A 24,202-nucleotide genomic window follows, 5' to 3' on the forward strand; every position below is an offset into this window, starting at 1 on the left:
CTAATCAGCAGTGGCGGCTCTAGAAGTGTCTGGCCGCTGCTGCCGCGTGGACGGTGCCACGTGATGTAACGTTGTTAGTATACATGACGCCTCAAATAACATGCAGGGATTTCAATGTCAATGCTTTTTCTGTTTGGCGACCTACTTGAGCGACACGGTGAGCCTGCCGTCGGGGTCGCGCCAGCGCAGCCACCCTGCCGGCGCCTCGATCCTGGCCCACTCCTTTTCCACCTCCACCACCCTGACCTCCCGGTCCCGGGACAGCGGCGCCAAGGTGCTCGCCTCGCCGCCGGGGGAGAGCCGAAGCTGGTACCATTCCTTCTTCAGCCCGGGGAGGAGCCGCACGGTCCGTCCGGGGAGAAAATCGCGCCACTCGCGGTATTCCCAGCCGCGCGCCTGCGCGAGCCACCCCTGGCGTCCCGCCTCGTCCAGCGCCACCCTGACCCAGGCGCCGCGCCGCTCGTTCGCCGCCAAAAGCGGCTCCGCGTCGTCCCCGGCGAGCCGCGGCAGCGCCTGCGGCGTCGTGTCGGCCACCCGCTGTACCCCCGGCTCCTGGTACAGGGCCAGGCTCTCCGGCTGCCACCCCGCCCCCTGCTTGAGGATCAAGACGCCGCACCCGCTGTAGGGGCGCGGCACGGGGAGGGCGGCCAGGGCCGCCGTCGCGGCGCCGGCCAGAAAGAGGGCGCAGATCAAAAATGCTTTCACATCTCCACCAGGGCGAACTCGTTGCCGTCCGGGTCGGCGACAACCGCCATTTTGCCCCACGGGCTCTTCTCCAGCGGCTCGGTGAAGCGTACCCCCTCCCGGGTGAGCCGGGCGTAGAGCTCCTCCAGCCCCTTCACCGTGAAGGTGATGCCGGTGTGGCGCCCGACCAGTTTCTGCGCCGCCTCGTGCATGGCCAGCGACACGCCCAGGGCGGTCCCCTCCGTGGGGAGGAACTCCATCATGTACTCGGTCTCCTGCCCGGCGGGAAGCCCCAGCTGCTCCCGATAAAAACGGCGCGCGGCCTTGATGTCCTTGACAAATACAACAATATTCTTAATTTTTTCTACCATGAAAACCGCCTTGAGTGATATGTTGTGACAGCGTTCTAATACATAGCAGAGTGGGCGGGCGCTGGCAAGGCTATTCAATGCCGCACGGCGGCGGGACGCCCCTTGCAGGAGGGATCCGTGACGCAGCAATTCAAACCCAGGGAGGTCTACGTCGCCTCCTCGTACGCGGCGCCGGTGGGGCGCTACAACGGCCGGGAGCGCGAGGCGCTGAGCTTCCTGGAGATGGCCGAGAAGGCCGGCGAGGTCTTCGCCGGGAGCCGGATCCGCCGCTCCGAGGTGGGCGCCGTCGTGGTCGGCTGCCAGAACCCGGTCGCCTTCTCCGGCGTGGACAACACCGCCGCCAAGATCGCCGGTGTGCTCGGCATCTCCGGGGCCAAGTCGGTACTGATCGATACCGCCTCCTCCTCCGGCGCGTCGGCGCTTGAGTACGCCTACCTGCAGATCGCCTCCGGGCGCTGCGACCACGTGCTCGCCATCGGCATCCAGAAGATGAGCGACGTCTCCACCGGCCAGGCGACCCGCATCGTCGCCGGGGTGATCGACAGGGAGGAGGCCGAGTTCGGGCTCTCCATGCCCGCCTGCGGCGCCCTGGTGGCGCGCTCGCTGATCGAGCGGCTCAAGCTCTCCACCGAGGAGTGGACCGCCTTCTCCGCGCTGTTGACCCAGCGGGCGCACCGCTTCGCCGCCAGAAACCCCGACGCCCACCTCAATTTCGAGATCCCGCTCGAGGAGTACTACCGCCAGATCGTCACCGGCAAGAACTACCGCTACTGGTGGCCCCTGCGCTACCACGACTTCTGCCCCATGTCCGACGGGGTGGCCGCGGTGCTCCTCTCCGCGACGCCGCACGAGGTGATCGTCTCCGGGGTGGGGAGCGCCACCGACATCCCCACCATCGCCGACCGCCCCTACTTCCACAGCTTCCCCGCCACGGTGCGCGCCGCCGCCGAGGCCTACGCCATGGCCGGCATCAGGAAGATCACCGACTTCGCCGGCAAGATCCACGTCAACATGCACGACCCCTTCAATGGCTTCGGCCCGATCAACATGGTGGACCTGGGCTTCGTCCCCCGGCGCCGCATCCTCGAGGCGCTCCTGAACGACGAACTGACCGGCGAGTTCGGCAGTTTCCCCACCAACATCACCGGCGGCCTCAAGGGGCGCGGCCATCCGCTGGGGGCCACCGGCATGATCCAAATCGTGGAGAACCACCGCCTGATCACCGGCGGCCGCTTCCAGATGGGGCTCGCCCACTCCATCGGCGGGCCGATCAACAACAACGTGGTGACGCTTCTGGAGCGCACCAGCCATTACCGCCAGCGCTCCCGCCCCGAGCTCTCCCCCTGGGGACTCCCCCCGCTGGGGCGCATGAAGCCCAAGAACCTGAGCGTCAACGAGCTTTTAAACGGCGAGCCGGTGCAGGGGCGCTTCGTCGCCGCCACCACCCGCTTCGACTTCAAGACCGGCGACCCGGAAGGGATCATCCTGATCGTCTCCTGCCTGGCCTACGGCCAGCGCTACTCCTTCCTGTTCGGCGTGGGGGGGGAGCACTACGCCGAGATCGTGCAGCTGAAGTCGGGCGAGCCGGTGAGCCTGGAGCGAAGCGGCGAGGAGATCCTGGTGAACCGCATCCCGGTCAAGAAGTTCTACCGGCGCACCATGGACGGGGTGCTGGAGCTGGCCGGCAGCGGCTGGAAGAAGCTCACCGGCAACGGCTAGCGGGTTTGCCTTGACACCCTGATCCGGATCGGTATAGTAGCCAGCCGGTCCGGCTCCCCGGGCGACCGCAAAAGGTAAGGAGCACCTGCAACATGACCCTGCTGTTCAAGATCCTGGGCGTAATCTTCGCCCTTTTCATCGTGCTGTTCGTTTTCATCGTGATCGAGGAGTCCTTCCTGGGTGGTCGCCGCAGAAGGAAACTGGAGCGCAAGGCGCGGGCCGAACAGGCCGCGCGGGACGAGGAAGTAAAGTAACTAGTACCCGTAGCCGGTCCCATTTCCCCTCGCCCTCCGGGAGAGGGGCAGGGGGGAGGGCGCTGCCGTGAGCGGGATGTCACGCGTGGCACCTCCCTCACCCGCACTTCGGGCGCCCTCTTTCGGGGGGAGAGTGAACACGCTGGCCTTTCTCCCTTCTTCTGGGGCGTGCTGCGCTGGAGTGGTTCGGGGACGCAGGCTTTCCGGGCTGTCGGAGGCGTTATGGGTGACGCGGTGAAGGTGGTCGCCATCGTGGGGAGCTACCGCAAGGGAGGGATGGTCGACCAGGTCGTGGACGAAGTCCTCGCCGGTGCGGCCCAGGCCGGCGCGGAGGTCGAGAAGGTCTACCTCCTCGATACCCATGTCGAGTTCTGCACCAACTGCCGGCTCTGCACCCAGACGCCGGGAGGCGCGCGCGGCATCTGCCCGATCGCCGACGAGATGGCGCGGGTACTCGACCTGGTGGAGGGGTGCCAGGCGCTGGTGCTCGCCTCGCCGACCAACTTCGGCTCGGTCACCGCGCTGACCAAGCGCTTCGTGGAGCGTCTGGTCTGCTACGCCTACTGGCCCTGGGGCGTGCCCGCTCCCACGGTGCGCAGCAAGGAGAAACCCAGGCGTGCGGTGCTGGTTGCGGCGAGCGCGGCGCCTGGCTTACTGGCGCGGCTCTTCACGCCGGTCGTGAAGACGCTCAGGCAGAGCGCGGAACTGCTGGGGGCGAGTTGCGTGGGGACCGTCTTCGTGGGGCTCGCGGCGAAGGAAGAGCGCCAGGGGGCGGGGCGGCGGACGCTGGAGAAGGCGCGCCTGCTCGGACAAAGGCTGGTGACGCGGCGCTAGCGCACGGGGTTGTCTCGGGAGGGACTAGCGGGGAGCGGACATGGTGAAGCCGTCCGCGCGTCCCCAGAGGTGGCGCGGGCGCCTGGCCTGCACGCGGGACGGCGAATCGGCGCGCCCCCGGGCCAAAAGGTGCGGCAAGGCGGCTGCGGCTGCAAGAAGGGGTGCCGGGGCTGCGGCTGTTGCCGGGTTCAAAAATGTCGATGCTGCCACTGTTTTCTGCCTCATGTCTTCCTCCCGCTACGGCCTGTCGAACCTTGGGACAAGCAAGAGGCGTTCCCTGCCGCTAACCGCTTGAAATAGTTGCATCGGACTCGGCGGGAGCGGCTTTTTTGACCGTCGTTTTTTTGACTTTTGGTCCCCGGGAGGCGGAAAATTGACGCGCGGAGGCTCCGGTCGGTGCGTCGGGAACGCCTCCTCCCTCATGAGTATCTCGTTGATTTTTTCCCGACAACTTTAGTATAGTGACCCGGATAGCCCCCAAGCCAAAGGAAGGACATATGGTACGAAAAATATTGACCTATCCGGACCCGGAGCTGAAGAAACGCTCCCTGCCGGTTGCCGTGATCACTGACAAGACCCGCGAACTGGTGCGGGACATGGCCGAGACCATGTACGACGCCCCCGGCGTAGGCCTGGCCGCTCCGCAGATCGGGGTGCACCAGCGCATCGTGGTGATCGACGTCTCGAGCCAGGAAGAGGACCCCGAACTGATCGTCGCCATCAACCCCGAGATCGTCCACGCCGAAGGCGAGGCCTACGAGGAGGAGGGGTGCCTGTCGGTCCCCAAATTCTCGGCCAACGTGCGCCGCCACGCCCGCGTGGTGGTGAAGATGCTGAACCTCGACGGCGAGGAGGTGGTGATCCGCGCCGATGACCTCTTGGCTATCGCCTTCCAGCACGAGATCGACCACCTGGACGGCGTCCTCTTCATAGACCACCTCTCCCCGCTCAAGAAGGGGCTTTTCCGCAAGCGCTACCAGCGCGCCCTGGAAGAGGCAAAGGAGCAGCTTCGATGACCGGTTTGCGCATCATCTTCATGGGAACTCCCGAATTCGCCTGCCCGACCCTGCGCACCCTGATCGAGCGCGGTGAGAACGTCGTGGCCGTGGTCACCCAGCCCGACCGTCCCAAGGGGAGGGGACAGCAGACCCTGCCGCCGCCGGTGAAGGTGGTGGCCCAGGAGCACGGCATCCCGGTGCTGCAGCCGGTCAAGGTGCGCCTGCCCGAGTCCATCGAGGAGATCCGCGCCCTTGAGCCGGACCTGATCGTCGTGGTCGCCTTCGGGCAGATCCTCCCCAAGGCGCTTTTGGACATCCCCAAGCACGGCTGCATCAACGTGCACGCCTCGCTTTTGCCGCGCTACCGTGGCGCCGCGCCGCTCAACTGGTGCATCATCAACGGCGAGGACGAGACCGGGGTGACCACCATGATGATGGACGTCGGCCTCGACACCGGCGACATGCTCTTGAAGAGCGCCACCCCGATCGACCCGGACGAGGACACCCAGAGCCTGCACGACCGCATGTCGCAGCTGGGCGCCAAGCTCCTCGCGGAGACCCTGGACCGCCTGGTCGCCGGCGAGCTGACCCCGGAGAAGCAGGACGACTCGCTCACCTGCTACGCCCCGATGATGAAGAAGGAGGACGGCCTCATCGACTGGACCAGGAGCGCCCGTGACATCAAGAACCAGGTGCGCGGCATGACCCCCTGGCCCGGCGCCTTCAGCTTCCTCGACGACAAGCTCTTGAAGGTGTACAAGGTGCAGACCGCCGCCGGAACGGGCAACCCGGGCGAGGTGGTCGCCGCCGGCCGCGACGGCATCGAGGTCGCCTGCGGCGAGGGGAGCCTCCTGATCCGCGAACTGCAGCTGGAAGGGAAGAAACGGATGGCGGCCGGGGATTTCCTCGCCGGCTACAAGGTGCCGGCGGGCTCGCTGCTGGGCAGGAAGGACTGCGCAGTTGGGGCGTAAGGGGTCTTACCAGAAGCCGCCCCAGAAGCGGCTCTTCGTGGCCCTGATGGGGGTGACCTGCCTGTTGGTGGTCGGGCTCATCTACCTCGGGTGGTACATCCCGACCATGGGACTCGCCAACATCCACCCGGACCTGCCGCGCGTGGTGGGGACCATCTTCGCGGTCCTCTCCGGCATTGCGGTCCTAGGGACCGCCCTCTTGGTGCTCACCACGGCCCTTGGCAAGGACATCCTCGGCACCAGGTTCATGCGCGGGGTGGTGATCAAGTTCCTGCTCCCGCTCATCGAGCAGATCGGCAAGCTGTGCGGCATCTCCAAGGACACCATCCGCCAGTCCTTCGTGGCCATGAACAACTCCCTGGTCATCTCGCAGCGCCTGAAGATCAAGGCGGACCGGATCCTGATCCTGCTCCCCCACTGCCTGCAGCTCGCGGAGTGCGAGATCAAGGTCACCGGCGAAATCGACAAGTGCCTGCGCTGCGGCCGCTGCGACATCATGGGGCTCGCCGACCTGGCCCGCAAGTACCATGTCGACATCTCCGTGGCGACCGGCGGCACGCTGGCGCGCAAGGTGATCATCGAGAAGCGCCCCAAGCTGGTCCTGGCGGTCGCCTGCGAGCGCGACCTCACCTCCGGCATCAAGGACTGCTACCCCCTCCCGGTGATCGGGGTGCTCAACGATCGCCCCTTCGGCCCCTGCTTCAACACCCGCGTCGACGTCGACAAGATCGACGCCGCGCTCCGCTCGGTGCTGGCCTAGCCGCCGCCCCGGCGGCCACCGCACTGAGCCCAGAGTCCGCCATGCGTCTTTTCCGCTTCCTGCTTATTTTCCTCCCGCTGCTCACTGCCGCTCCGCGCGCCGCCAACGCCCAGCAGATCACCGAGTACCGCGCGCTGCGCGAGCCGGTCGCCGACCGCTCGGGGCGCCCGCTTTGGGCCGTGCGAAGCTTCAAGGAGGATGGGGTGCCGCACCGCCTGGTGGCGGATCCGGCCACCCTGCAGAACTACGATATCCCGGCGGCGGAACTGGTTGCCAGGAGAGACGGCGATGCCGGCTTCTCTGCCACCCGGCTGGGACGGGCGGTGCAGCGTTATACCGCTCCCCCGTACCGGCTGCAAAACGGCGGTGCCACCCGCGCCGATACCGGCGCCGACGGCTTTTTCCTCACCGTCGATCTCTGCCCCTCGAAGCGCCCCTTCGAGCGCGAGCTGTTCGAGGCGGCCGAGGCGCTCGTGAAGGGGAAGGCGGTCCCGGTGGCGGTGATGGTCTCCGGTCTCTGGCTCGAGAGCCACCCCGAGGAGGTCGCCTATCTTAAGGGGGAGGTCGCCGCGGAACGGTTGGCGGTCACCTGGGTGAACCACTCCTGGCATCACCACTACGACCCGAAGGTCCCCCTGGCCGGGAACTTCCTGCTCGCCCCCGGAACCGACCTGCGCGCCGAGGTGCTGCAGGTGGAGCAGGAGCTGCTCTCGCGCGGCCTCGTCCCCTCCCCCTTCTTCCGCTTTCCCGGGCTCGTTTCCGACGGCGCCGCCATGAAGCTCTTGGCCGAGCTCTCGCTGGTGCCGGTCGGTGCCGATGCCTGGCTCGCCAAGGGAGAGCCGCCCCGGCGCGGCAGCTTCATCCTGGTGCACGGCAACGGCAACGAGCCCAAAGGGATCAAGCTGGCGCTGCCGCTCTTGAAGGGGACGGGGGTGCACCTTTTGCCGCTTGCCGCCGCCTTCGCCGACTGATCGCGCTCCCGCTCGGCGCCATAACCCGCGGCCCCCGCCGCACTTCCGCCGGCCGGCCCCGGCCTTGACGCCGCTCCAGCCGGTCCTGACACGAGGTAGGTCATGAAGACTCTTCTTCTTGCAGTCATAGCCCTCGCCCTGGTCGTCATCCCGCTCTCCCCCCGCTACGCCGCCGGCGCCTCCCCCAAACGGGCGGTCGCCGTCTCCTTCGCCCCCGTGCTCAATACCCCTGATTTCGCCGGCAGCTTCGGCGGCAAGATCCAGCTCGATCCCTGCCGCGGGGTGCGCCCCATAGAGTTCATCGCCCTGCCGGGCACGCTCTTCACCGTGGAGGGGGAGCTGGAGCAAAACGGCGTCAAGGTGCTGCGGGTGACCAGCAGCGATTACCCCTACCCCTCCAAAACAGGGTTGTTCGTGGACGCCCGCTTTGTTGAGATGGCGGGGGGCGACGCCAAGGAGCGCCGTCCTCACCTCCCGGAGTTGGCGGAAATCCAGAAACGCCTGTTGGCTGCGCTGGGCAAGCCCTACGTCTGGGGCGGCAACGTGAAGGACGGCGTTCCGCTTGTGCGCACGTACTACCCGCAGGGGGACCCGCTGGCGGGGGTGGACTGCTCGGGTCTTCTCTACCAGGCTACCGACGGCTTCACCCCCAGGAATACCTCCACCCTGATCGGCTACGGCGAGGCGGTCCCGGTGGCGGGGCTCTCCGCCGAGGCGATCGCGCGCAAGCTCAAGCCACTGGACCTCCTGGTCTGGAACGGACACGTGATGGTGGTGCTCGACGACGAATCGATCATCGAAAGCAGGATGGGGTGCGGCGGGAAGCCGAGCGGGGTGATGATCACGCCCAGGCAGGAGCTCGTCAGGCAGATCATGAAAACGAGAAAGCCCGCGGACAGCTTCCCGAAAGGGAGCGCCGGGGCGAAGAGTTTCGTGGTGCGGAGATGGTTCCCCGCCGGGGGGAGATGAGGCGCCCTAGGCCAGGGCGCGCACGAGGTTGAGGTCGATCCGCTTCGGGTCGGGATGAGCGAGCGGGGCGTCCCCGAGTACTTCCTCGGAAGAGGGGAGGGGGCCCTGCGGGACCACCTGGAGGAAGACCTCCACGATGCCCGGGTCGAGCGCTGCGCCGCTCATGGAGCGGACCATCTCCCGGGCCTCGGCCAGGGGGTAGCGCTTGCGGTAGGAGCGGTCCATGGTGAGCGCGTCGTAGATGTCCGCCACGGAGACGATGCGCGCCTCCAGGGGGATCTCCTCCCCTTTCAGTCCCAAGGGGTAGCCGGTGCCGTCGTACTTCTCGTGGTGGTGGCGGATGATGTTCTTGGCCAGCTCCGAGAGCCTCGCCTTCTCGGCAAGGTCGGCGCCCCAGTCCGTGTGCAGCTTCATGGTCTCGAACTCGTCGTCGTTCAGGCGCCCGCTGCCGTTTAGGATCACCTCGGAGATGCCGATCTTGCCGCAGTCGTGCAGCCAGCTGCCGTACTTGATCTGGCGCAGGGTGTCCTTGGAGAGCCCCATCGCGTCGGCGATCAGGAGGGCGTAGACCGCCACCCGGTCGCAGTGCCCCTTGGTGCTGGGGTCCTTGAGCTCGATGGTCTGGGCGAGGGAGCGCAGCACCGCCTCGTCCTCCCGCCTCATGGCCTGCACGGTCCGGTAGCGCCTGAGCCCCTCCCGTACCACGTCCAGGATCTCCTGCTCCTTCCACGGCTTCAAGAGGTAGCGGAACACCTCCGAGTTGTTGATGGCGGCAAGCGCGGTGGCGAGGTCGACGTAGGAGGAGATGAGCACCTTGACGGTGTCCGGGGAAAGCTGGCGCAGTTCGGAGAGAAAGTCGAGGCCGGACATGCCCGGCATGCGGTTGTCCGAGACCACCACGGCGATCTCGTGCTCCCGGAACAGCTCCAGGGCCTCAGCCGCGTCGCCGGCGGTGAGCAGCTCGATCCCCTGTGCCTTGAACAGGTCGACGGAGGCCTGCAGTATCAGCTTGTTGTCATCCACGAATAGTACTTCAGCCGCCATCGACATATCCCTCGCTCACAAGTCATCGCACAAAAGCAGGTCCACCGGCAGGTCGCGCCACGAAGGCGTCGTCCAAAGCCGATGCATGGTATTCCTTCATGAATTTCTTGTCAAGGGGCGTCGCAGGCGGAGCGGTTCATCGAGCGGTTCCACCCTGGCTCCACGTGGGCCGGCTCCGACGACAGGCGGCTTCTGCTTGAGAAGGATGCGGCTGGCCCGAGGCGGGCACCGTGAGCGGGTTACTCCGAAGCATCCATGTTCATCCGGTACGTCCCGTATTTGATCCGGGTCAGCACGTTCTTTTCCAGCATGATCTGGAACGTCGCGACGACGGTCGGCTTGCTGGCGCTCAAGGCCTCCGCCACCTCGTCGTAGGTGCCATGGAACGTGTTGTCAGCGTCAAGATGGTTGAGCACGTACTCCATGATTTCGGCACGCCTGCCGCCGAGGGTATCGAGGATCTTGAGGACGAACTCCTTCTTTTCCACCCCGTTGTTCGACTCTTTGCCCTCGGTCACCTTCTTGGTAGCTATGTCGGAGAGGAGTTCCAGCATGTCGTGGAAGTTGAACGGCTTCAAAAGGTAGCCGTCAGCCTTGTAGCGAAAGGCGTCGAGCAGGTACTCCGACTCCGAATGGGCCGAAACCATGACTACCGCAACGGCTGGGTCTTTCTGCTTTATGGTGCTGAGCAGATCAATCCCGGACAGGCCGGGCATGCGGATGTCGGTGAGCACGATGTCCGGGTGATGCTCTTCCAGCGCATGCAGGGCCTCATCGGCGCTGCCGACACAGACCGTGTTTTTGCAGAAACTGCTCAACACCATTTTCATCTGCTCCCTGGCAGTCTCCTCGTCGTCCACAAAAAGAATCGTCATTTCCTGCAACGCGGTTACGTTCACACTATCCCCCTTCGGTTATTCTGGCGAATTGAACACAGATGCAGGCTCCCTGCAGCACGTTACCCTGCAGTTCAAAGGAGCGATTCTCCGCCCAGACCTTGCCCTGGTCAAGATTGCTGACAATCTGGTGGCACAGGTAGAGCCCGAGCCCGGTGCCGTCGCCCTTGTCCTTGGTTGTCACGTACGGCTCGAAAACACGCTTGAGCAGATGCTCCGGAATCCCCCCACCGTTGTCCTGGAAGGTTACCGTCACCAGGCCCCCCGCCTCCTCCCGGCAGGAAAGCAGGATGAACCGCTCACCCGTCACCAGGGATAGCTGGTCCCGGGCATTCAGCAGCACATTGATGGTCAGCTGCACCAGGTCGTTGACGAATCCCATGGTCTGCACCGGCGTGGTGATCCGGTTTTCGATGGTGATCTTGCTTTGTTCCATGACGGGTGCCACCATCGAGATGGCCCGCTCGACCGAGGCTTGAAGTTCGATCACGGTCCGGCTGCTGCCCGACATCAGCAGGGAGCGCCAGTCATCTATGATGTTGGACATGTACTGAATGTTCTGGTTCGCCAGGGTGATCTGGCTGGCGAGCAGGGCGTCGTCCAGTTTCCCGAACTGGTTCTGCAGCCCGATGTTCTGGACGATCAGCGAAAGGTTGTAGAGTGGTTGCCGCCACTGATGTCCGATATGTCCCAGCATCTCGCCGAGGGCGCACTGTTTCGAGCGTTGGGCCAGCATGGTACCCTGCTCGGTGATGATGCGTTCGTACTTTCTGAACCCGACCATGTTGATACACAGCATCACGCATGCGGTGATGGCGAAGAACAGCAGCCAGACGTAGAAATAGCCCCAGTGCCGAAGCCGCAGTTCGGTCATGTCGTAGGCGACCAGGTACTTGCCGACTTCGCGGCCTGCGTTGTCGCGCAGGACCTGAGACGTACTGACCAGGTAATACCGGTCTCCGATTTGTATGTCGTTTCTGGTTCGCCTGAAATCGATCCTGTCTTTGAACTGGCTGAAGAACTCGGCGTCGTTGGCCTTCAGCCTCCGGTAGTAGTCATACACGAACTCGGCAGAATTTGTCTTATATCCGTTGCTGGAGTCGAGTAGTTTCCCCTTGGAAAAGATGGCCGTCCTGACGTCGTTGAAGAACCATTTGAGGTTGTAGTGGAAAAATGACACGTCCACCCCTACCTCGATGGTGCCGACCACGTTGGCAAGGGCGTCCCTCACCGGAAGCACCGTGCAGAAGTAGAGGGGGACGATATTCGTCTCATACCCGTACGAGTATTTCTTAGTGGTGAAGACTTCCTTGCCGACGCTCGGATGGAATTTGGTCGGGTCATGGGAGATCGATGGCGGTGTCATGTGAAATCTGAGGTTTCCGTTGCCGTCATAGATAAGCACTGAAATGACGGGGACGTACCGTTTGCCGAAATCTTGAAACACCGGCTCGGCCGCCTTTTGGAGGGACTCCTCGTCGCCTGCTTTCAACAGTTCGGCAAAGTGCTTCTCCTGTGCGATCGCGGTTACGTAGTTGACCAGCCGCGAGCAGAGGTACTCGGACTCGCTGTCGTGCGCATTCTTGATGAAACTGTTGATCTTGTTGGCGAAGTAGGCGTAGTCGGAAGTCCTTTTGTGCAGATCCATGAGGGAAAAGAAGCAGAACATGCAGAAGAGCAGGACGTAGGTGACGATCACGATGCGCTTCTTGCTGGCTTCCAGAAACCTTTTCACTGTGGCGTCCCCCCTTTACTCCCGAGCGCGACCCGGTCCCCCTGGCGTGCAACCCGGATTTCCAGTCGCAGCACCCCGCCTCAAAATCGGTTTAGTTTACTTCAGTATTACAAACGATGTAAACCAAAAAGTAGGCAAAGGTTCACCTCTCCCTGAAAGCCCCCCCTTCCCGGCTATTTTGACCCATCCACGGTGCTGGAAGAGTGTCATAGCCATATTTCATCCCACTCATAGCCACACCATGCCGCCTTCACAATTCTTTGTTTTTACTGGGCTGAGACAGGGCTTTCAGCCCCGTTGCCAGTAGGGATAGGCCCTGTGAGACACGGTGTCGCGGTCTGTGCGAAAATAATTTTACAAAACTGCTTGACAGCGTGCTTTTGGTTTTGTTAAATAAACTAAAAACGTGTTTATGACTTTAATCAAAACCAAATCCAGGGTAAAAGCGTACTTTGCGCGGACAAATCAGCTTTAGGTGTATTTAACGAAACCAAAAGCGACAACACACCAGCCAGCATGCAGAGAAAGGAGGGACGCTACGGATCGGATGTCACACGAGAGGAAACGGGGCCAGGATCAGCAGTAACAACCATACGCTACAAAGGAGAGAGATCATGTTCAAGTTCGCAAAAACCATCGTCAAGAGTTTCGCGCTGGTAGCCCTTCTCGCCGGCACCAGCTTCGCCTTCACCGAGGGGACCGACTACGTCAAGCTGGCCAAGCCGATCCCGAACGCCCAGGGGACCCTGATCAAGGTGTTCAGCTACGACTGCCCCTTCTGCTACAAGTACGACAAGAAGATCACTCCGAACCTGGTTCCCAAGCTGCCGGGCGATCTGAAGTTCCGCCCCTTCCACCTGAAAACCAAGGGCAAGTACGGCGTCCAGGGGAGCGAGCTCTTCGCCGTGCTGCTGCTCAAGGATCAGAAGGCCGGCCTCTCCGACCGCGATCTTTACACCGAAAAGTCCCTCCTAAAAAAGGCCAAGATGGCCTACTACACCGCCTACCACGACAAGAAGGAGCGCTGGGATGCGGGCCCCGACGCCTACCTTAAGACCGGTCTCGACGCAGTCGGCATGACCAGGGCCGATTTCGACAAGGCGAAGAACGACCCCCAGGTCAAGGCGCTGCTCAAAGAGTGGGACCAGTCCTATGACGTCGCCAAGGTTCAGGGCGTACCGGGCTTCGTCGTCAACGGAAAGTACCTCATCATGACCAAGAGCATCACCTCGATAGACGGCATGGTTAAGCTCATCAACGAGTTGAAGACCAAATAAGGAGACTCGTCGTGAAACTCTCAGAAATGATAGGCAACTTGAGGTCGGACCCGGTACGAACCATCAGCCAGTGGCAGGACAGGCGGTTTCTCTGGGTGTTCATGGCGGTGCTCAGCCTGTTCATGGTCATCCTGGCCCACTCCGTGTTCCAGATCTGGCTCTACATGAGACCCTGCGAACAGTGCGTCTACATAAGGCTCGCCTTCTTCGCCATGGCCTTCGGCGGCATCGTTGCCGCCATCAACCCCTCGAACCCGGGCTTGAAGATCGTCGGCTACCTGTGCGCCATCTGGGGGAGCTTCAAAGGGGTCCTCTACAGCATAAAGCTCAACAAGATCCACCATGCCGCCCACAGCGACGACCTCTTCGGCGTGCAGGGGTGCTCCCCGGAGCCGACCTTCCCGTTCCACCTGCCGCTGGACAAGTGGTCTCCGGAATGGTTCAAGCCGACGGGCGACTGCGGTTACGACAATCCCATCATTCCCGACGGAGTCCAACTGAGCTCCATGCAGAAGGCGATCACCGACTTCTATGCCGACGGGTGGTACCTCTGGCCCCCCGCCCACTTCGGGAACATGGCGCAGTGCACCGTCATCACCTTCGGCGTCATCCTCCTCTTCCTGGTGGTGGCGGCGGCCTGCTGGGTCGTGACACTGGTGCGCAAGCGCCAGGCTGCAACGCAGGATGCAAGCTCCACATGCCCCGGCAGATTGGCATAACGACAAAGTTCCCGGAAAGGCGGCATGTCCGCCTCACCCAACGACAAAAGGAGAACAGTATGAACTGTCGAAAAGCAGCAGCAGTGAAAACCGGAAGAATGGCGCGACTCGTTTTGTGCTCTGCGATGCTCGGAGCTGCAATCCCGACCATGGCTTTCGCAATCGGTGGGGCGAGCGGCGCGAAAGTCGACTACCAGGTACAGGGGAAACTGGGCGAGGTGGTCATGAACCCCTATGACCTCGCCCCGTTGACCGCGGTCATCAAAAATGGCGGCTACGTCATCAAGGATGTCACGGTCCGCATCGTCCCGAAAAAAGACGGGCAGGAAATCAAGTACCAGGTCGCCAACAAGCACCTGCTGACCCACGGCGGTATCCCGGTATTTGGCCTCTACGCCGACTATGTCAACACGGTGGAGATCGAATACTCAAAGCTGTTCAACGGGAAATGGGAGCAGGCCAAGGAAAGCTACACCCTCTACGCCCCTCCCGTGTACTCGGAGCCGAACGCGACCAAGACGCTGAAGGCCGCCCTCTTCTCCGGGGCCGAGGTCAAGAAGGTCGACAAGAAGTTCAGCGACCGGCTCTATTTCGTGAACAACTTCCTGCACAAGGCGGGCAAAGGGACCAGGGCGGTCTGGAACAACCCCACGGGCGGCGCCCTGGAGTGGAACTACTATCCGCAGAACTTCATCGTCGACACCAAGGGTGAAGTCCGCTGGTACATGAAGGCCGATACCATCTATGACCTAAAATCGATCTACAACGCTGGCGTCATGATGGGCTTCAAGCAGAACAACGACGGCGCCATGAGCTGGGGCTTCGGCCAGCGCTACGTGAAGTACGACATCATGGGCAAGGAAGTCTTCAACCGTGAGCTGCCCGCCGGTTACAACGACTTCTCCCACTCCATGGACAACTCCCCCAACGGCAACTACTTCCTCCGCGTGGCGAGCTCCAACCTGAAGCGGGCCGACGGCAGAAACGTCCGCACCGTGCGCGACGTTATCATCGAGGTGGAACCGGCAACCGGCCTGGTCAAGGACGAGTGGCGCCTCTTCGACATCCTCGACCCATATCGCGACGTCAACATGAAGGTTCTCGACCAGGGGGCTGTGTGCCTCAACATCGACGCCAGCAAGGCAGGCCACACCATGACCGCCGAGGAACTCGCCAAGCAGGACGCAAGCGACAAGTTCGGCGACATCGTCGGCGTCGGACCGGGCAGGAACTGGGCGCACGTGAACAGCGTCGACCATGACGCCGAGGACGACTCCATCATCATCAGCTCCCGCCACCAGTCGGCGGTCGTGAAGATCGGCCGCGACAAGCAGGTGAAGTGGATTCTCGGCAGCCCCGAGGGGTGGAAGAAGGAATACCAGGGCAAGTTCCTGACCCCGGTTGACTCCAAGGGGAACAAGATCGTATGCGAGGCCGGCGGCTCCAAGTGCCCCGGTTACGAGAACGACGAGGGTGGTTTCGACTGGACCTGGACGCAGCACACCGCGTTCAAGATCGACAGCAAGTCCAAGGGCGACATCCTCTACCTGAGCGTCTTCGACAACGGCGACAGCCGCGGCATGGAGCAGCCGGCCCTGCCGAGCATGAAGTACTCGCGCGCCGTCATCTACAAGATCGACCAGAAGAAGATGACCATCGAGCAGGTCTGGGAGTTCGGCAAAGAACGCGGCAACGGCTGGTACAGCCCGGTGACCTCACTCACCGAATACCAGACCGACAAGGACTCCGTGTTCGTCTACTCGGCAACAGCCGGCGCCGATTTCGACATCACCACCGGTGCGTTCAAGAGCGACCCGAACCCCTACATCATGGAGTTCAACTACGGCTCCAAAGAGCCTGCCGTTGAGATCCAGCTGAAGGACACCACCGGCTACCAGGCCATGCCGTTCAGCGTGGACAAGGCCTTCACCAAGTAACCGTCCTGCAAAAACGCCTCAGGTTGAAGGATCTCCTTCAGCCTGAGGCGCCGCACGATTCCACCGCCCGGGAAAACGCATCAGAGAGGTTGTCACCATGAAACGATTGGTCCGCTACATCTGCGCCTGCCTTATGACCCTGATGGTACTTGCCGTGTCGGCGCCGGGCAAAGCCCAGGATGATACCGCCCCGGTCCGGATCGGCGCGCCGGCCCCGGAGTTCAGGCTGCCCGCGCTCGCGGGCGAAGGCAAAAGTCTCGCCCAGTACCGCGGCAAGATCGTCCTCGTGAACTTCTGGGCTTCCTGGTGCCCCTACTGCCGCGACGAGATGCCCTCCATGGACCGGCTGGTCAAGGCCTTCCCCAAGGGGGACCTGGTGGTCCTCGCGGTGAACGTCGAGAAAAAGCTCCCGGAAAGGTTTCGCAAGCTCCCGTTCACCTTCGATTTTCTCAGCGACGCCAACGGGTTCGTGCAGCAGCGGTACGGGGCAAACCGCCTGCCCGACACCTTCATCGTGGACCGCAAGGGAGTCCTGCGGCAAAGGGTGACCGGCGGGATCGCGTGGGATTCCCCACAAATTGTCAGTTATCTGAAGTCGCTGTAGCGGAGGGACCGTCATGACCTTTTTCGGCTCGGACATCACCTTCTGGATCGCATTCTCGGCGGGCTTTCTCTCCTTCTTTTCTCCTTGCGTGCTGCCGCTGATCCCCTCCTACATCACCTACATCACGGGGCTCTCCTTCGGACAGTTACAGGACGCCCATCCGGCGAGGAAGGTGCGCCTGACCGTCCTCATCCATTCGGTCGCCTTCGTCCTCGGATTCTCCGTGGTCTTCATCGGCATGGGGGCCCTCGCCGGGGTTGCCTCCTCCACCTTCCAGTCGGTCATGAAGGACGGACTGGTCTGGCTGCAGCGCGCGGGCGGGGTGCTGATCTTCCTCTTCGGCGTCCACATGTCCGGCCTATTCCATTTCGGGCTCCTGCTCGGGGACAAAAGAATCCAGCTGCATAGCAAACCGGGCGGAGTTGCGGGGACCTTCCTCGTCGGGATCGCCTTCGCCGCCGGCTGGACCCCTTGCATCGGCCCGATCCTCGGTGCCATCCTCGCCATGGCTGCCGGCACTTCCGGTTCCGCCGGCAAGAGCATGTTCCTCTTGGGGAGCTACGCGGCGGGACTGGGTATTCCCTTCATCGTCTCGGGCCTGCTCTTTCATGGTTTTCTCGATTTCTTCAAACGCTTCAGGGTTCATATCAGGAAGATGGAGTTCTTCACCGGTCTGCTGCTCATGGTCGTGGGGAGCCTGCTCTTCTTCGGCCTCTTCAATGCCATGAGCACCGCGCTCTACCAATGGCTCCCGGTCGGCGCCTGAATTGATACGCGAAAAGGTACATCACCATGAAAATTCTGATACTTACCGTCTCCCTCCTTATCCTCGGCAGCCTGGCTGCCCTAGCCGCCAGCCAGGTTCGCTACGCCCCGCTGACTCCGGAGCTTGTTTCGTCAGGGGTGAAAATCATCGACATCCGCACGGAAAAGGAGTGGCGGGAAACCGGCGTCGTGAAGGGCACCCTCGGCCTCACCTTTTTCCGGGAGGACAAGAGTTACGATGCCGACGCCTTTCTGGCGACGCTGAAGCGACACGTCACCCCCAACGAGAGGATCGCCATACTCTGCAGGACTGGGAATCGTTCCGACAAGGTCAGCCGGTACCTGGTGCAGCACGGCTTCACCTCCGTAACGAACCTCGGCGGCGGGGTGACCAGGGCGAAAGAGGCAGGCATCAGGCTGGTGCCTTATACGCAGGACAACGTCTTATTCACCGCGGTTCGGTAAGCAACCGACGCGACACAGATCAAAGGAGCACGTCATGAATTTCAGCAAGCGTATCATTCCGCTTTCCCTCGCGGCACTTTGCACCTGCGCCGGTCTTTCCTGGGGTGCTGATGCCCCTGCCGTCCCCCAGCCCTTCGGGCCGGCCATCTCCGCCTTCGGTCCCGCCGGCACCGGTTTTCCGGTGGGGAAGCTTGGTCTCCTGCTCAACTATCAATACTGCGAGACGGACGGTGTGCGTAAGGGGGGGAGCGAGGTAAACGAAAATGTCAGGCTGACCAAGAATGTCGGGGTGGTGAAACTCCGCTACGGCATCACCGAGGGGCTCGACGTCCGTACGGCGACCCCCCTCTATGACGTCTATAAAAAGAGCCTGGTTACCGGCAGGGGGGAGCACCTGGGCTGGATCGGCGATACCGCGATCGCCCTGCACAAGGTGCTCTTGAATCAGGCTAAGGGCGCACCGTTCGACCTGGCGGTGGACGTCGGCCTCGTGGTGCCGACGACTGATGTCAGCAGCAAGAGCGTCGATTTCGTCGGCAACGGCGCCTGGGGTACCGGCGGTGCCGTCGGTCTCACCTACTCGACAGGTTCGCACCGCATCGACCAGGAGGTCCATGTCTACACCTTCACCGAGGGGGCTCACGACTACCGTAAGCCCATGTACGTCCGGAGTACGACCGCCTGGGGCTACGCCGTGAACAACAATTTCGACATGGGGGCTGAATCCCAGTTCGACTGGAATGACCAGAGCGAGAAGAACGGCAAGAACCAGAAGGATTCGAAGAACGAGTGGTACGCAGGCCCGAAGGTGGCGTTCAAGTACAAGCCGGCCGGGTTCGCGGCGGGCTTGGCGGCCATGTTCCCCATGGCGCGCTGGTACGAGGCCAATACCCCCTCCGAGGGGTTCCGGATCGAGTTGAAGTTGAGCAAGACCTTCGACCTGTTGTAGAGGGGTACCTGGTGATGGCGTCGCGCAGCGGTGGGCAAATGGTGACGGGAAACGTGAGCGAACAGGAGTGGCAACCGAGTCGGAACATCGAGTGCGGACATGACAGCAGGTACGTCAAGGTCGTGGCCGTGCTGGACCGTCTGCTCACCGACGCCGACCATGGCCGGATGCAAAACGTCGGGAAGGGGCTCCAGCATCTCCTTGCCAACACACTTGACTTGGCCGAGTCGGAAAACAGGGCTATGCGCGAGATCGGCTACCCCGAGTGGGTGGAGCACGAACAGGATCATCATCTGCTTTGCACGACCATCGCCAGTCTTTGCTGGCGATGGTCCCGATCCCGCCACTGTGGGCAAGGCCTCCATGAACTGCGTGCTCTCGTGCTCCGTCACATCCGTAGTCATGACCAGAGGTTTGAGCGGTACCTGCGTGGCAACGCAGCTCCCGGCGAGAGCCGTCCACGCGGAGCCGCGGCATCGGACCCGGGTATGACGGCAAGGGCGTGACCGGCGCCAGGCCCGTGCCGTATCCCGCCGTGGTAAATCGCAGCTGTGGTATTACTCGGCGCAGCAGGAGAGTTGGGTCAGGTCGCGGTTGAAGGCCTGGGCGCACAGGCGCAGTCCTTCGCCCATGGAGGGGTAGACGTGCAGGGTGTCGGCGAGTTCGGCGACGGTCATGCGGCAACGGATGGCCAGCGCCGCCTCGTTGATGATGTCGGCGCCGCGATGCAGGCAGAGATGGACGCCGAGGATGCGGTCGGTGCCGCGGTCGGCGACGATCTTCACCACGCCGTCCAGTGCCCCGGTGACGTGGGCCTTGGGGATGGCGGAGGCGGGTATGGTCTGGCTCTCGACATCGAAGCCGGCCTGCCGCGCCGCCTCCTCGCCGTACCCCACCATGGCCACCTCGGGGTCGGTGAAGATGGCCATGGGGAGGCTCTGGTAGTCGAGCCGGCAGTGGCAGCCGGTTTCCAGCATGTTGTCCACCGCGGCGATCCCCTCGCGCGCCCCGACCGTGGCGATCTGCATACCGCCGGTTACGTCGCCGGCCGCCCAGATGCCCGGCGCGGAGGTGCGCATCTCGCCGTCTACCTTGATGAAGCCGCGCGGGTCGAGTTCCACCCCGGCCCGCTCAAGGCCGATCCCTTCGGTGGCGGGGGCGGTGCCCACCGCCAGGAGGAGCTGCTGCGAGAAGAACTGGTGCGGCTCGCCGTCGATGAGCGCCTCGATCCGGACCCCTTCGCCCTCGCGCGCCACCGAGCAGATGGCGGCGCCCACCACCACGCGCATCCCCTCGGTCTCAAGTGCCTGTTGCAGCGCCAGTGCCGGCTCCGGCTCCACGGCGGGAAGCACGCGGGCGCCGTGCTCCAGGATCGTGACCGGAACCCCCAGCCGGTGAAACATCTGCCCCAGTTCCAGCGCGATGACGCCGCCGCCGATCACGATGAGCGACTGCGGCAGGGTCTTCAAGAGGAGCGCGCTCTTGCTGGTCAGGTGCGGGGTGCGCTCCAGCCCCGGGATCTTCGGCACGCGGGGGTGCCCGCCGGTGGCGACCAGGATGCGGTCGCTCTCGATGACCCGATCCTCCACCTGCACCTTGCCCGGCGCGACGAAGACCGCCTTCCCCTTAATGAGCGACAGTTCCGGGAGCTGCGCCAGCACGTCCAGGTATTTCTTCTGCCTAAGTTCCTGCACCACGGCGAACTTGTGCCCGTCGAGGGTGGTGTAGTCGACGCCGTCGCGCCTGACACCGAGCCCCAGGCGTTCGCCCAGCTCTGCCTCGTGCCGGAACAGGGCGCAGTGGATCAGGGTCTTGGACGGGATGCAGCCCCAGTTGATGCAGGTCCCCCCCAGCACGCTACGCTCGATCATGATGGAGCGCGCCCCCCGCTCCTTGGCCCTCAGCGCCGCGGCGAAAGCGGTGGAACCCGATCCTAATATGACAATCTCCCCTGTCGTACTCATGTGAATCACCCCACTGCTTAGTTTACCGTTCCGGGGGCGACCGGTAAACAGAAGAATTCACCGGTTTTTTCCAGCCCCCCATTCCGGCGTCCCCGCCGTGAGCCTCCTCCGCACGCCCGTTTTTTCCCGTTTTTACGGGTGATATTCCTTGACAGCGCCGTGCGCGCTGTTGTAATCTGGCGAGCCTAACTGTTTGGATACAGTAAACTTTTTTATCCAAAAAGCTGCACCACTTGAAATATACGATTTGATCGGAGGCGGCGTGTTGACATTTCAGGATCTGATCCTCTCCCTGCAGGGGTATTGGGCGGGACAGGGGTGCGTCATCCAGCAACCCTATGATACGGAAAAAGGGGCGGGCACCTTCAACCCGGCCACCTTCCTGCGCGTGCTCGGGCCCGAGCCGTGGAAAGTTGCCTACGTGGAGCCCTCCCGGCGTCCCACCGACGGGCGCTACGGCGAGAACCCGAACCGCCTGCAGCACTACTACCAGTTCCAGGTGATCATGAAGCCTTCGCCCATGAACATCCTGGACCTCTATCTCGATTCCCTGCGCGCCTTCGGCATCGACCCGAACAAGCACGACATCCGCTTCGTCGAGGACGACTGGGAGTCGCCGACCCTGGGCGCCTGGGGGCTTGGCTGGGAGGTCTGGCTGGACGGCATGGAGATCACCCAGTTCACCTACTTCCAGCAGGCCGGCGGCATCGACCTGAAACCGGTCTCCGCCGAGATCACCTACGGCTGCGAGCGGATCGCCATGTACCTGCAGGGCGTGGACAACGTCTACGATCTCGAGTGGGTCAAGGGGGTCAAGTACGGCGACATCCACCACGAAAGCGAGGTCGAGTTCTCCACCTACAACTTCGAGGAGGCCGACGTCGACATGCTGCTCGCCCTCTTCAAGATGTACGAGAAGGAGTGCGTCCGCCTGGTCGAGAAGGGGCTGGTGCTCCCGGCCTACGACTACGTCATGAAATGCTCCCATACCTTCAACCTCCTGGACGCCCGCGGCGCCATCTCGGTCACCGAGCGCGCCTCCTACATCGGCAAGGTGAGGAACGTGGCGCGTCTGTGCGCGGAAGGGTACCTGCAGATGCGCGAGCGGCTCGGCTTCCCGCTCCTGAAAGGAGGTCGCTAATGGCTAAGGATCTGTTCCTTGAGATAGGTTGCGAGGAGATTCCGGCCGGCTTCGTCCCCAAGGCGATGGCCGACATGGAAGCCCTCATGAAACGCGAGCTGGAGACGGCCCGCATCGAGTTCGCCGAGATCGTGACGCTGGGCACCCCGCGCCGCCTGGTGCTGGCGGTGAAGGGTATCGCCGAGCGCCAGCCCGACGCGGAACTGACCGCGATGGGGCCGGCCAAAAGCGCCGCCTACGACGCCGACGGCAACCCGACCAAGGCCGCCCAGGGCTTCGCCCGCGGCCAGGGTGTCGAGGTCGCCGACCTGAAGGTGGTCATGACCCCGAAAGGGGAGTACTTGGCCGCGGTGAAGAGCGAGGTCGGCCGCGACACCGCCGAACTCCTCCCCGAGATGCTGCCGCGCCTGATCGGCAACATCCCCTTCAAGAAGTCCATGCGTTGGGCCGACTTCGACGTCCGCTTCGCCCGTCCGATCCACTGGATCGTGGCGCTCTACGGCGGCACCGTGGTTCCCTTCGCCTTCGGCAACATCGAAAGCGGGAGCGCCTCGCGCGGCCACCGCTTCATGGCCAATACCACCTTCCCGGTGCGCGACTTCGCCCACTACCTGGAGGAGTGCGAGCGCCACTTCGTGATCCCCGATCCGGAGAAGAGAAAGGCCATCATCCGCCAGGAGATCGACCGGGTGGCGCGCCAGGCCAAGGGTAACGTGCTCCCCGACGAGGCGCTCCTCGAGCAGGTCTCCTTCCTGGTCGAGTACCCCTCCGCGGTGCACGGCACCTTCTCCCCCGACTTCCTGGTGGTGCCGCGCGAGGTCTTGATCACCTCGATGCGCGAGCACCAGCGTTACTTCTCCCTGGTGGACGACCAGGGGCGGCTCCTCCCCGGGTTCATCACCATCAACAACACCCTGACCGAGGACCCGCAGGTGGTGGTGAAGGGGAACGAGCGCGTGCTCCGGGCCCGCCTCTCCGACGCCCGCTTCTTCTTCGACGAGGACCACAAGGTGAAGCTCGAGACCCGCGTGGAGAGCCTCAAGAGCGTGGTCTACCAGGCGAAGCTCGGCACCTCCTACGAGAAGATGGAGCGTTTCCGCGAACTGGCCAAGGGGCTCGCGCAGCGGCACAACCCGGCGGTTGCCGACAAAGCCGCCCGCGCCGCCACCCTGTGCAAGGCCGACCTCGTCTCCGGCATGGTAGGCGAGTTCCCCGAGGTGCAGGGGATCATGGGGCGCGAGTACGCCCTGCATGACGGCGAGGACGCCGCGGTCGCCAACGCCATCGCGGAGCACTACCTGCCGACCCAGGCTGGCGGCGAGCTCCCCGCTTCCGACATCGGCGCCTTCGTGTCGCTGGCGGACAAGACCGACACCATCTGCGGCTGCTTCAGCGTGGGGCTCATCCCCACCGGTTCCGCCGATCCCTACGCCCTGCGCCGCTCGGCGCTGGGGATCATCAACATCATCCTGGACAAGAAGTATCGCGAGCCCCTTTCCGGGCTGATCAAGGCGTCCCTGGACCTCTTGGCCGGCAAGGCCAACCGTCCCGTGGAGCAGGTCTACCAGGACGTGCTCGACTTCTTCCGCGGCCGTTTCGTGAACCTGATGGCGGACCGCTACCCCTCCGATGTGGTGGACGCGGTGGTCTCGGTCTCCTTCGACGACCTGGTCGAGGCGGCGGCCAAGATCCAGGCGCTCGCCGAGTTCAGAAAGCGCGACGACTTCGCCGCGCTGGCAGGCGCCTTCAAGCGCGTCGGCAACATCGTCAAGGAGGGGGTCGATACGCAGGTCTCCACCGCCCTGTTCCAGGAGTCGGCCGAGGGTGCGCTCTACGAGGCGCAGCAGCAGGTAAAGCAGAAGGTTGACGCGGCGCTTTCCGGCGCGGACTACCTCGCCGCACTGACCGAGATCGCCACCCTGAAGCCGGCGGTCGACCTCTTCTTCGACAAGGTCATGGTCATGGCGGAGGACGAGAAGGTGCGCGGCAACCGGCTGGCCCTGTTGACCTCGATCGCGCGGCTCTTCGGGAGCCTGGCCGACTTCGCGAGGTTGTCGGCATGAAACGACTGCGACAGCTGAACCCGGGATGCAGCACCCTGGAGCAGGCCGTCGCGGCGAAACCACGCAAAATCTGACGCTCACGTAAACAGCCGTCCGGGTGCAACTCCCGGCG

24 protein-coding genes are annotated in these 24,202 nt (G+C 63.4%); 17 read left to right on the plus strand and 7 right to left on the minus strand.

From position 1 onward, the window contains the following. Window positions 1–141 precede the first annotated feature (141 nt). Window positions 142–705 carry an SH3 domain-containing protein gene (locus KOL99_RS15385; protein ID WP_216511353.1) on the minus strand — a complete coding sequence of 188 codons (564 nt, stop codon included), beginning with the start codon at window positions 703–705 and terminating at the stop codon, window positions 142–144. Next, a complete protein-coding gene (locus tag KOL99_RS15390; RefSeq protein ID WP_216511354.1) occupies window positions 702–1,055 on the minus strand; it encodes a VOC family protein in 354 nt (117 codons plus the stop codon). The genes KOL99_RS15385 and KOL99_RS15390 overlap by 4 nt, the downstream gene beginning before the upstream one ends. Window positions 1,056–1,172: 117 nt before the next feature. On the opposite strand from KOL99_RS15390, the gene KOL99_RS15395 reads away from it, so the two are divergent. The 3 genes from KOL99_RS15395 to KOL99_RS15405 all read left to right on the plus strand — a co-directional run bounded on the left by KOL99_RS15395 (window position 1,173) and on the right by KOL99_RS15405 (window position 3,862). Next, the gene (locus tag KOL99_RS15395) at window positions 1,173–2,774 is read left to right on the plus strand and encodes a thiolase family protein (RefSeq protein ID WP_216511355.1); all 1,602 of its coding nucleotides are present in this window, start codon (window positions 1,173–1,175) and stop codon (window positions 2,772–2,774) included. 92 nt (window positions 2,775–2,866) lie between these two features. After that, a complete protein-coding gene (locus KOL99_RS15400; protein WP_216511356.1) occupies window positions 2,867–3,028 on the plus strand; it encodes a hypothetical protein in 162 nt (53 codons plus the stop codon). 222 nt (window positions 3,029–3,250) lie between these two features. Continuing rightward, window positions 3,251–3,862 (plus strand): flavodoxin family protein, encoded by a 612-nt coding sequence (locus tag KOL99_RS15405; RefSeq protein ID WP_216511357.1) that lies wholly within the window; start codon window positions 3,251–3,253, stop codon window positions 3,860–3,862. A 24-nt stretch (window positions 3,863–3,886) separates the two neighbouring features. Here KOL99_RS15405 and KOL99_RS15410 read toward each other — a convergent pair whose 3' ends face one another. Continuing rightward, the gene (locus tag KOL99_RS15410) at window positions 3,887–4,087 is read right to left on the minus strand and encodes a hypothetical protein (RefSeq protein ID WP_216511358.1); all 201 of its coding nucleotides are present in this window, start codon (window positions 4,085–4,087) and stop codon (window positions 3,887–3,889) included. A 272-nt stretch (window positions 4,088–4,359) separates the two neighbouring features. On the opposite strand from KOL99_RS15410, the gene def reads away from it, so the two are divergent. The 5 genes from def to KOL99_RS15435 all read left to right on the plus strand — a co-directional run bounded on the left by def (window position 4,360) and on the right by KOL99_RS15435 (window position 8,531). Further along, entirely contained in the window at window positions 4,360–4,878 is a 519-nt protein-coding gene (def, locus tag KOL99_RS15415) for a peptide deformylase (RefSeq protein WP_216511359.1), read from the plus strand. Next, window positions 4,875–5,831 carry a methionyl-tRNA formyltransferase gene (gene fmt, locus KOL99_RS15420; protein WP_216511360.1) on the plus strand — a complete coding sequence of 319 codons (957 nt, stop codon included), beginning with the start codon at window positions 4,875–4,877 and terminating at the stop codon, window positions 5,829–5,831. The genes def and fmt overlap by 4 nt, the downstream gene beginning before the upstream one ends. Beyond that, the gene (locus KOL99_RS15425; protein ID WP_236026276.1) at window positions 5,821–6,591 is read left to right on the plus strand and encodes a DUF116 domain-containing protein; all 771 of its coding nucleotides are present in this window, start codon (window positions 5,821–5,823) and stop codon (window positions 6,589–6,591) included. Before fmt ends, KOL99_RS15425 begins: the two co-directional genes overlap by 11 nt. A 41-nt stretch (window positions 6,592–6,632) precedes the next feature. Further along, entirely contained in the window at window positions 6,633–7,562 is a 930-nt protein-coding gene (locus KOL99_RS15430; protein WP_216511361.1) for a polysaccharide deacetylase family protein, read from the plus strand. 102 nt (window positions 7,563–7,664) lie between these two features. Next, a complete protein-coding gene (locus tag KOL99_RS15435; RefSeq protein ID WP_216511362.1) occupies window positions 7,665–8,531 on the plus strand; it encodes an NlpC/P60 family protein in 867 nt (288 codons plus the stop codon). A gap of 6 nt (window positions 8,532–8,537) precedes the next feature. Here KOL99_RS15435 and KOL99_RS15440 read toward each other — a convergent pair whose 3' ends face one another. The 3 genes from KOL99_RS15440 to KOL99_RS15450 all read right to left on the minus strand — a co-directional run bounded on the left by KOL99_RS15440 (window position 8,538) and on the right by KOL99_RS15450 (window position 12,206). Continuing rightward, window positions 8,538–9,575, minus strand: a complete 1,038-nt coding sequence (locus KOL99_RS15440) for an HD-GYP domain-containing protein (protein ID WP_216497329.1) — start codon at window positions 9,573–9,575, stop codon at window positions 8,538–8,540. Between the two features lie 239 nt (window positions 9,576–9,814). Further along, a complete protein-coding gene (locus KOL99_RS15445; protein ID WP_216511363.1) occupies window positions 9,815–10,474 on the minus strand; it encodes a response regulator in 660 nt (219 codons plus the stop codon). 1 nt (window position 10,475) lies between these two features. After that, entirely contained in the window at window positions 10,476–12,206 is a 1,731-nt protein-coding gene (locus KOL99_RS15450; RefSeq protein ID WP_216511364.1) for a sensor histidine kinase, read from the minus strand. 614 nt (window positions 12,207–12,820) lie between these two features. Between KOL99_RS15450 and KOL99_RS15455 the strand changes: the two genes are divergently transcribed. From KOL99_RS15455 to KOL99_RS15485, 7 genes are all read left to right on the plus strand, one after another. Then, the gene (locus KOL99_RS15455) at window positions 12,821–13,483 is read left to right on the plus strand and encodes a thiol:disulfide interchange protein DsbA/DsbL (protein ID WP_236026278.1); all 663 of its coding nucleotides are present in this window, start codon (window positions 12,821–12,823) and stop codon (window positions 13,481–13,483) included. Window positions 13,484–13,494: 11 nt separating this feature from the next. Continuing rightward, a complete protein-coding gene (gene dsbI, locus KOL99_RS15460; protein ID WP_216511365.1) occupies window positions 13,495–14,202 on the plus strand; it encodes a protein-disulfide oxidoreductase DsbI in 708 nt (235 codons plus the stop codon). A 149-nt stretch (window positions 14,203–14,351) separates the two neighbouring features. Next, window positions 14,352–16,139, plus strand: a complete 1,788-nt coding sequence (locus KOL99_RS15465; RefSeq protein WP_224961398.1) for an aryl-sulfate sulfotransferase — start codon at window positions 14,352–14,354, stop codon at window positions 16,137–16,139. Window positions 16,140–16,236: 97 nt separating this feature from the next. Beyond that, a complete protein-coding gene (locus tag KOL99_RS15470) occupies window positions 16,237–16,743 on the plus strand; it encodes a TlpA disulfide reductase family protein (RefSeq protein WP_216511367.1) in 507 nt (168 codons plus the stop codon). A 13-nt stretch (window positions 16,744–16,756) separates the two neighbouring features. Continuing rightward, window positions 16,757–17,509, plus strand: a complete 753-nt coding sequence (locus tag KOL99_RS15475; RefSeq protein WP_216511368.1) for a cytochrome c biogenesis CcdA family protein — start codon at window positions 16,757–16,759, stop codon at window positions 17,507–17,509. A 26-nt stretch (window positions 17,510–17,535) separates the two neighbouring features. Then, entirely contained in the window at window positions 17,536–17,973 is a 438-nt protein-coding gene (locus KOL99_RS15480) for a rhodanese-like domain-containing protein (protein ID WP_216511369.1), read from the plus strand. Window positions 17,974–18,007: 34 nt separating this feature from the next. After that, window positions 18,008–18,922: a transporter gene (locus tag KOL99_RS15485; protein WP_216511370.1), complete on the plus strand. Its 915-nt coding sequence runs from the start codon at window positions 18,008–18,010 to the stop codon at window positions 18,920–18,922. Window positions 18,923–19,479: 557 nt separating this feature from the next. Here KOL99_RS15485 and merA read toward each other — a convergent pair. Next, complete coding sequence (gene merA / locus KOL99_RS15490) at window positions 19,480–20,886, minus strand: mercury(II) reductase (RefSeq protein ID WP_216511371.1); 1,407 nt, start codon at window positions 20,884–20,886, stop codon at window positions 19,480–19,482. A gap of 265 nt (window positions 20,887–21,151) precedes the next feature. Between merA and glyQ the strand changes: the two genes are divergently transcribed. After that, window positions 21,152–22,027: a glycine--tRNA ligase subunit alpha gene (glyQ, locus tag KOL99_RS15495; protein WP_236026318.1), complete on the plus strand. Its 876-nt coding sequence runs from the start codon at window positions 21,152–21,154 to the stop codon at window positions 22,025–22,027. After that, window positions 22,027–24,090, plus strand: a complete 2,064-nt coding sequence (gene glyS, locus KOL99_RS15500; RefSeq protein ID WP_216511373.1) for a glycine--tRNA ligase subunit beta — start codon at window positions 22,027–22,029, stop codon at window positions 24,088–24,090. Before glyQ ends, glyS begins: the two co-directional genes overlap by 1 nt. Window positions 24,091–24,202: the final 112 nt, after the last annotated feature.

Source organism: Geomonas azotofigens (genome assembly GCF_018919395.1).
Classification (GTDB): Bacteria; Desulfobacterota; Desulfuromonadia; order Geobacterales; family Geobacteraceae; genus Geomonas; species Geomonas azotofigens.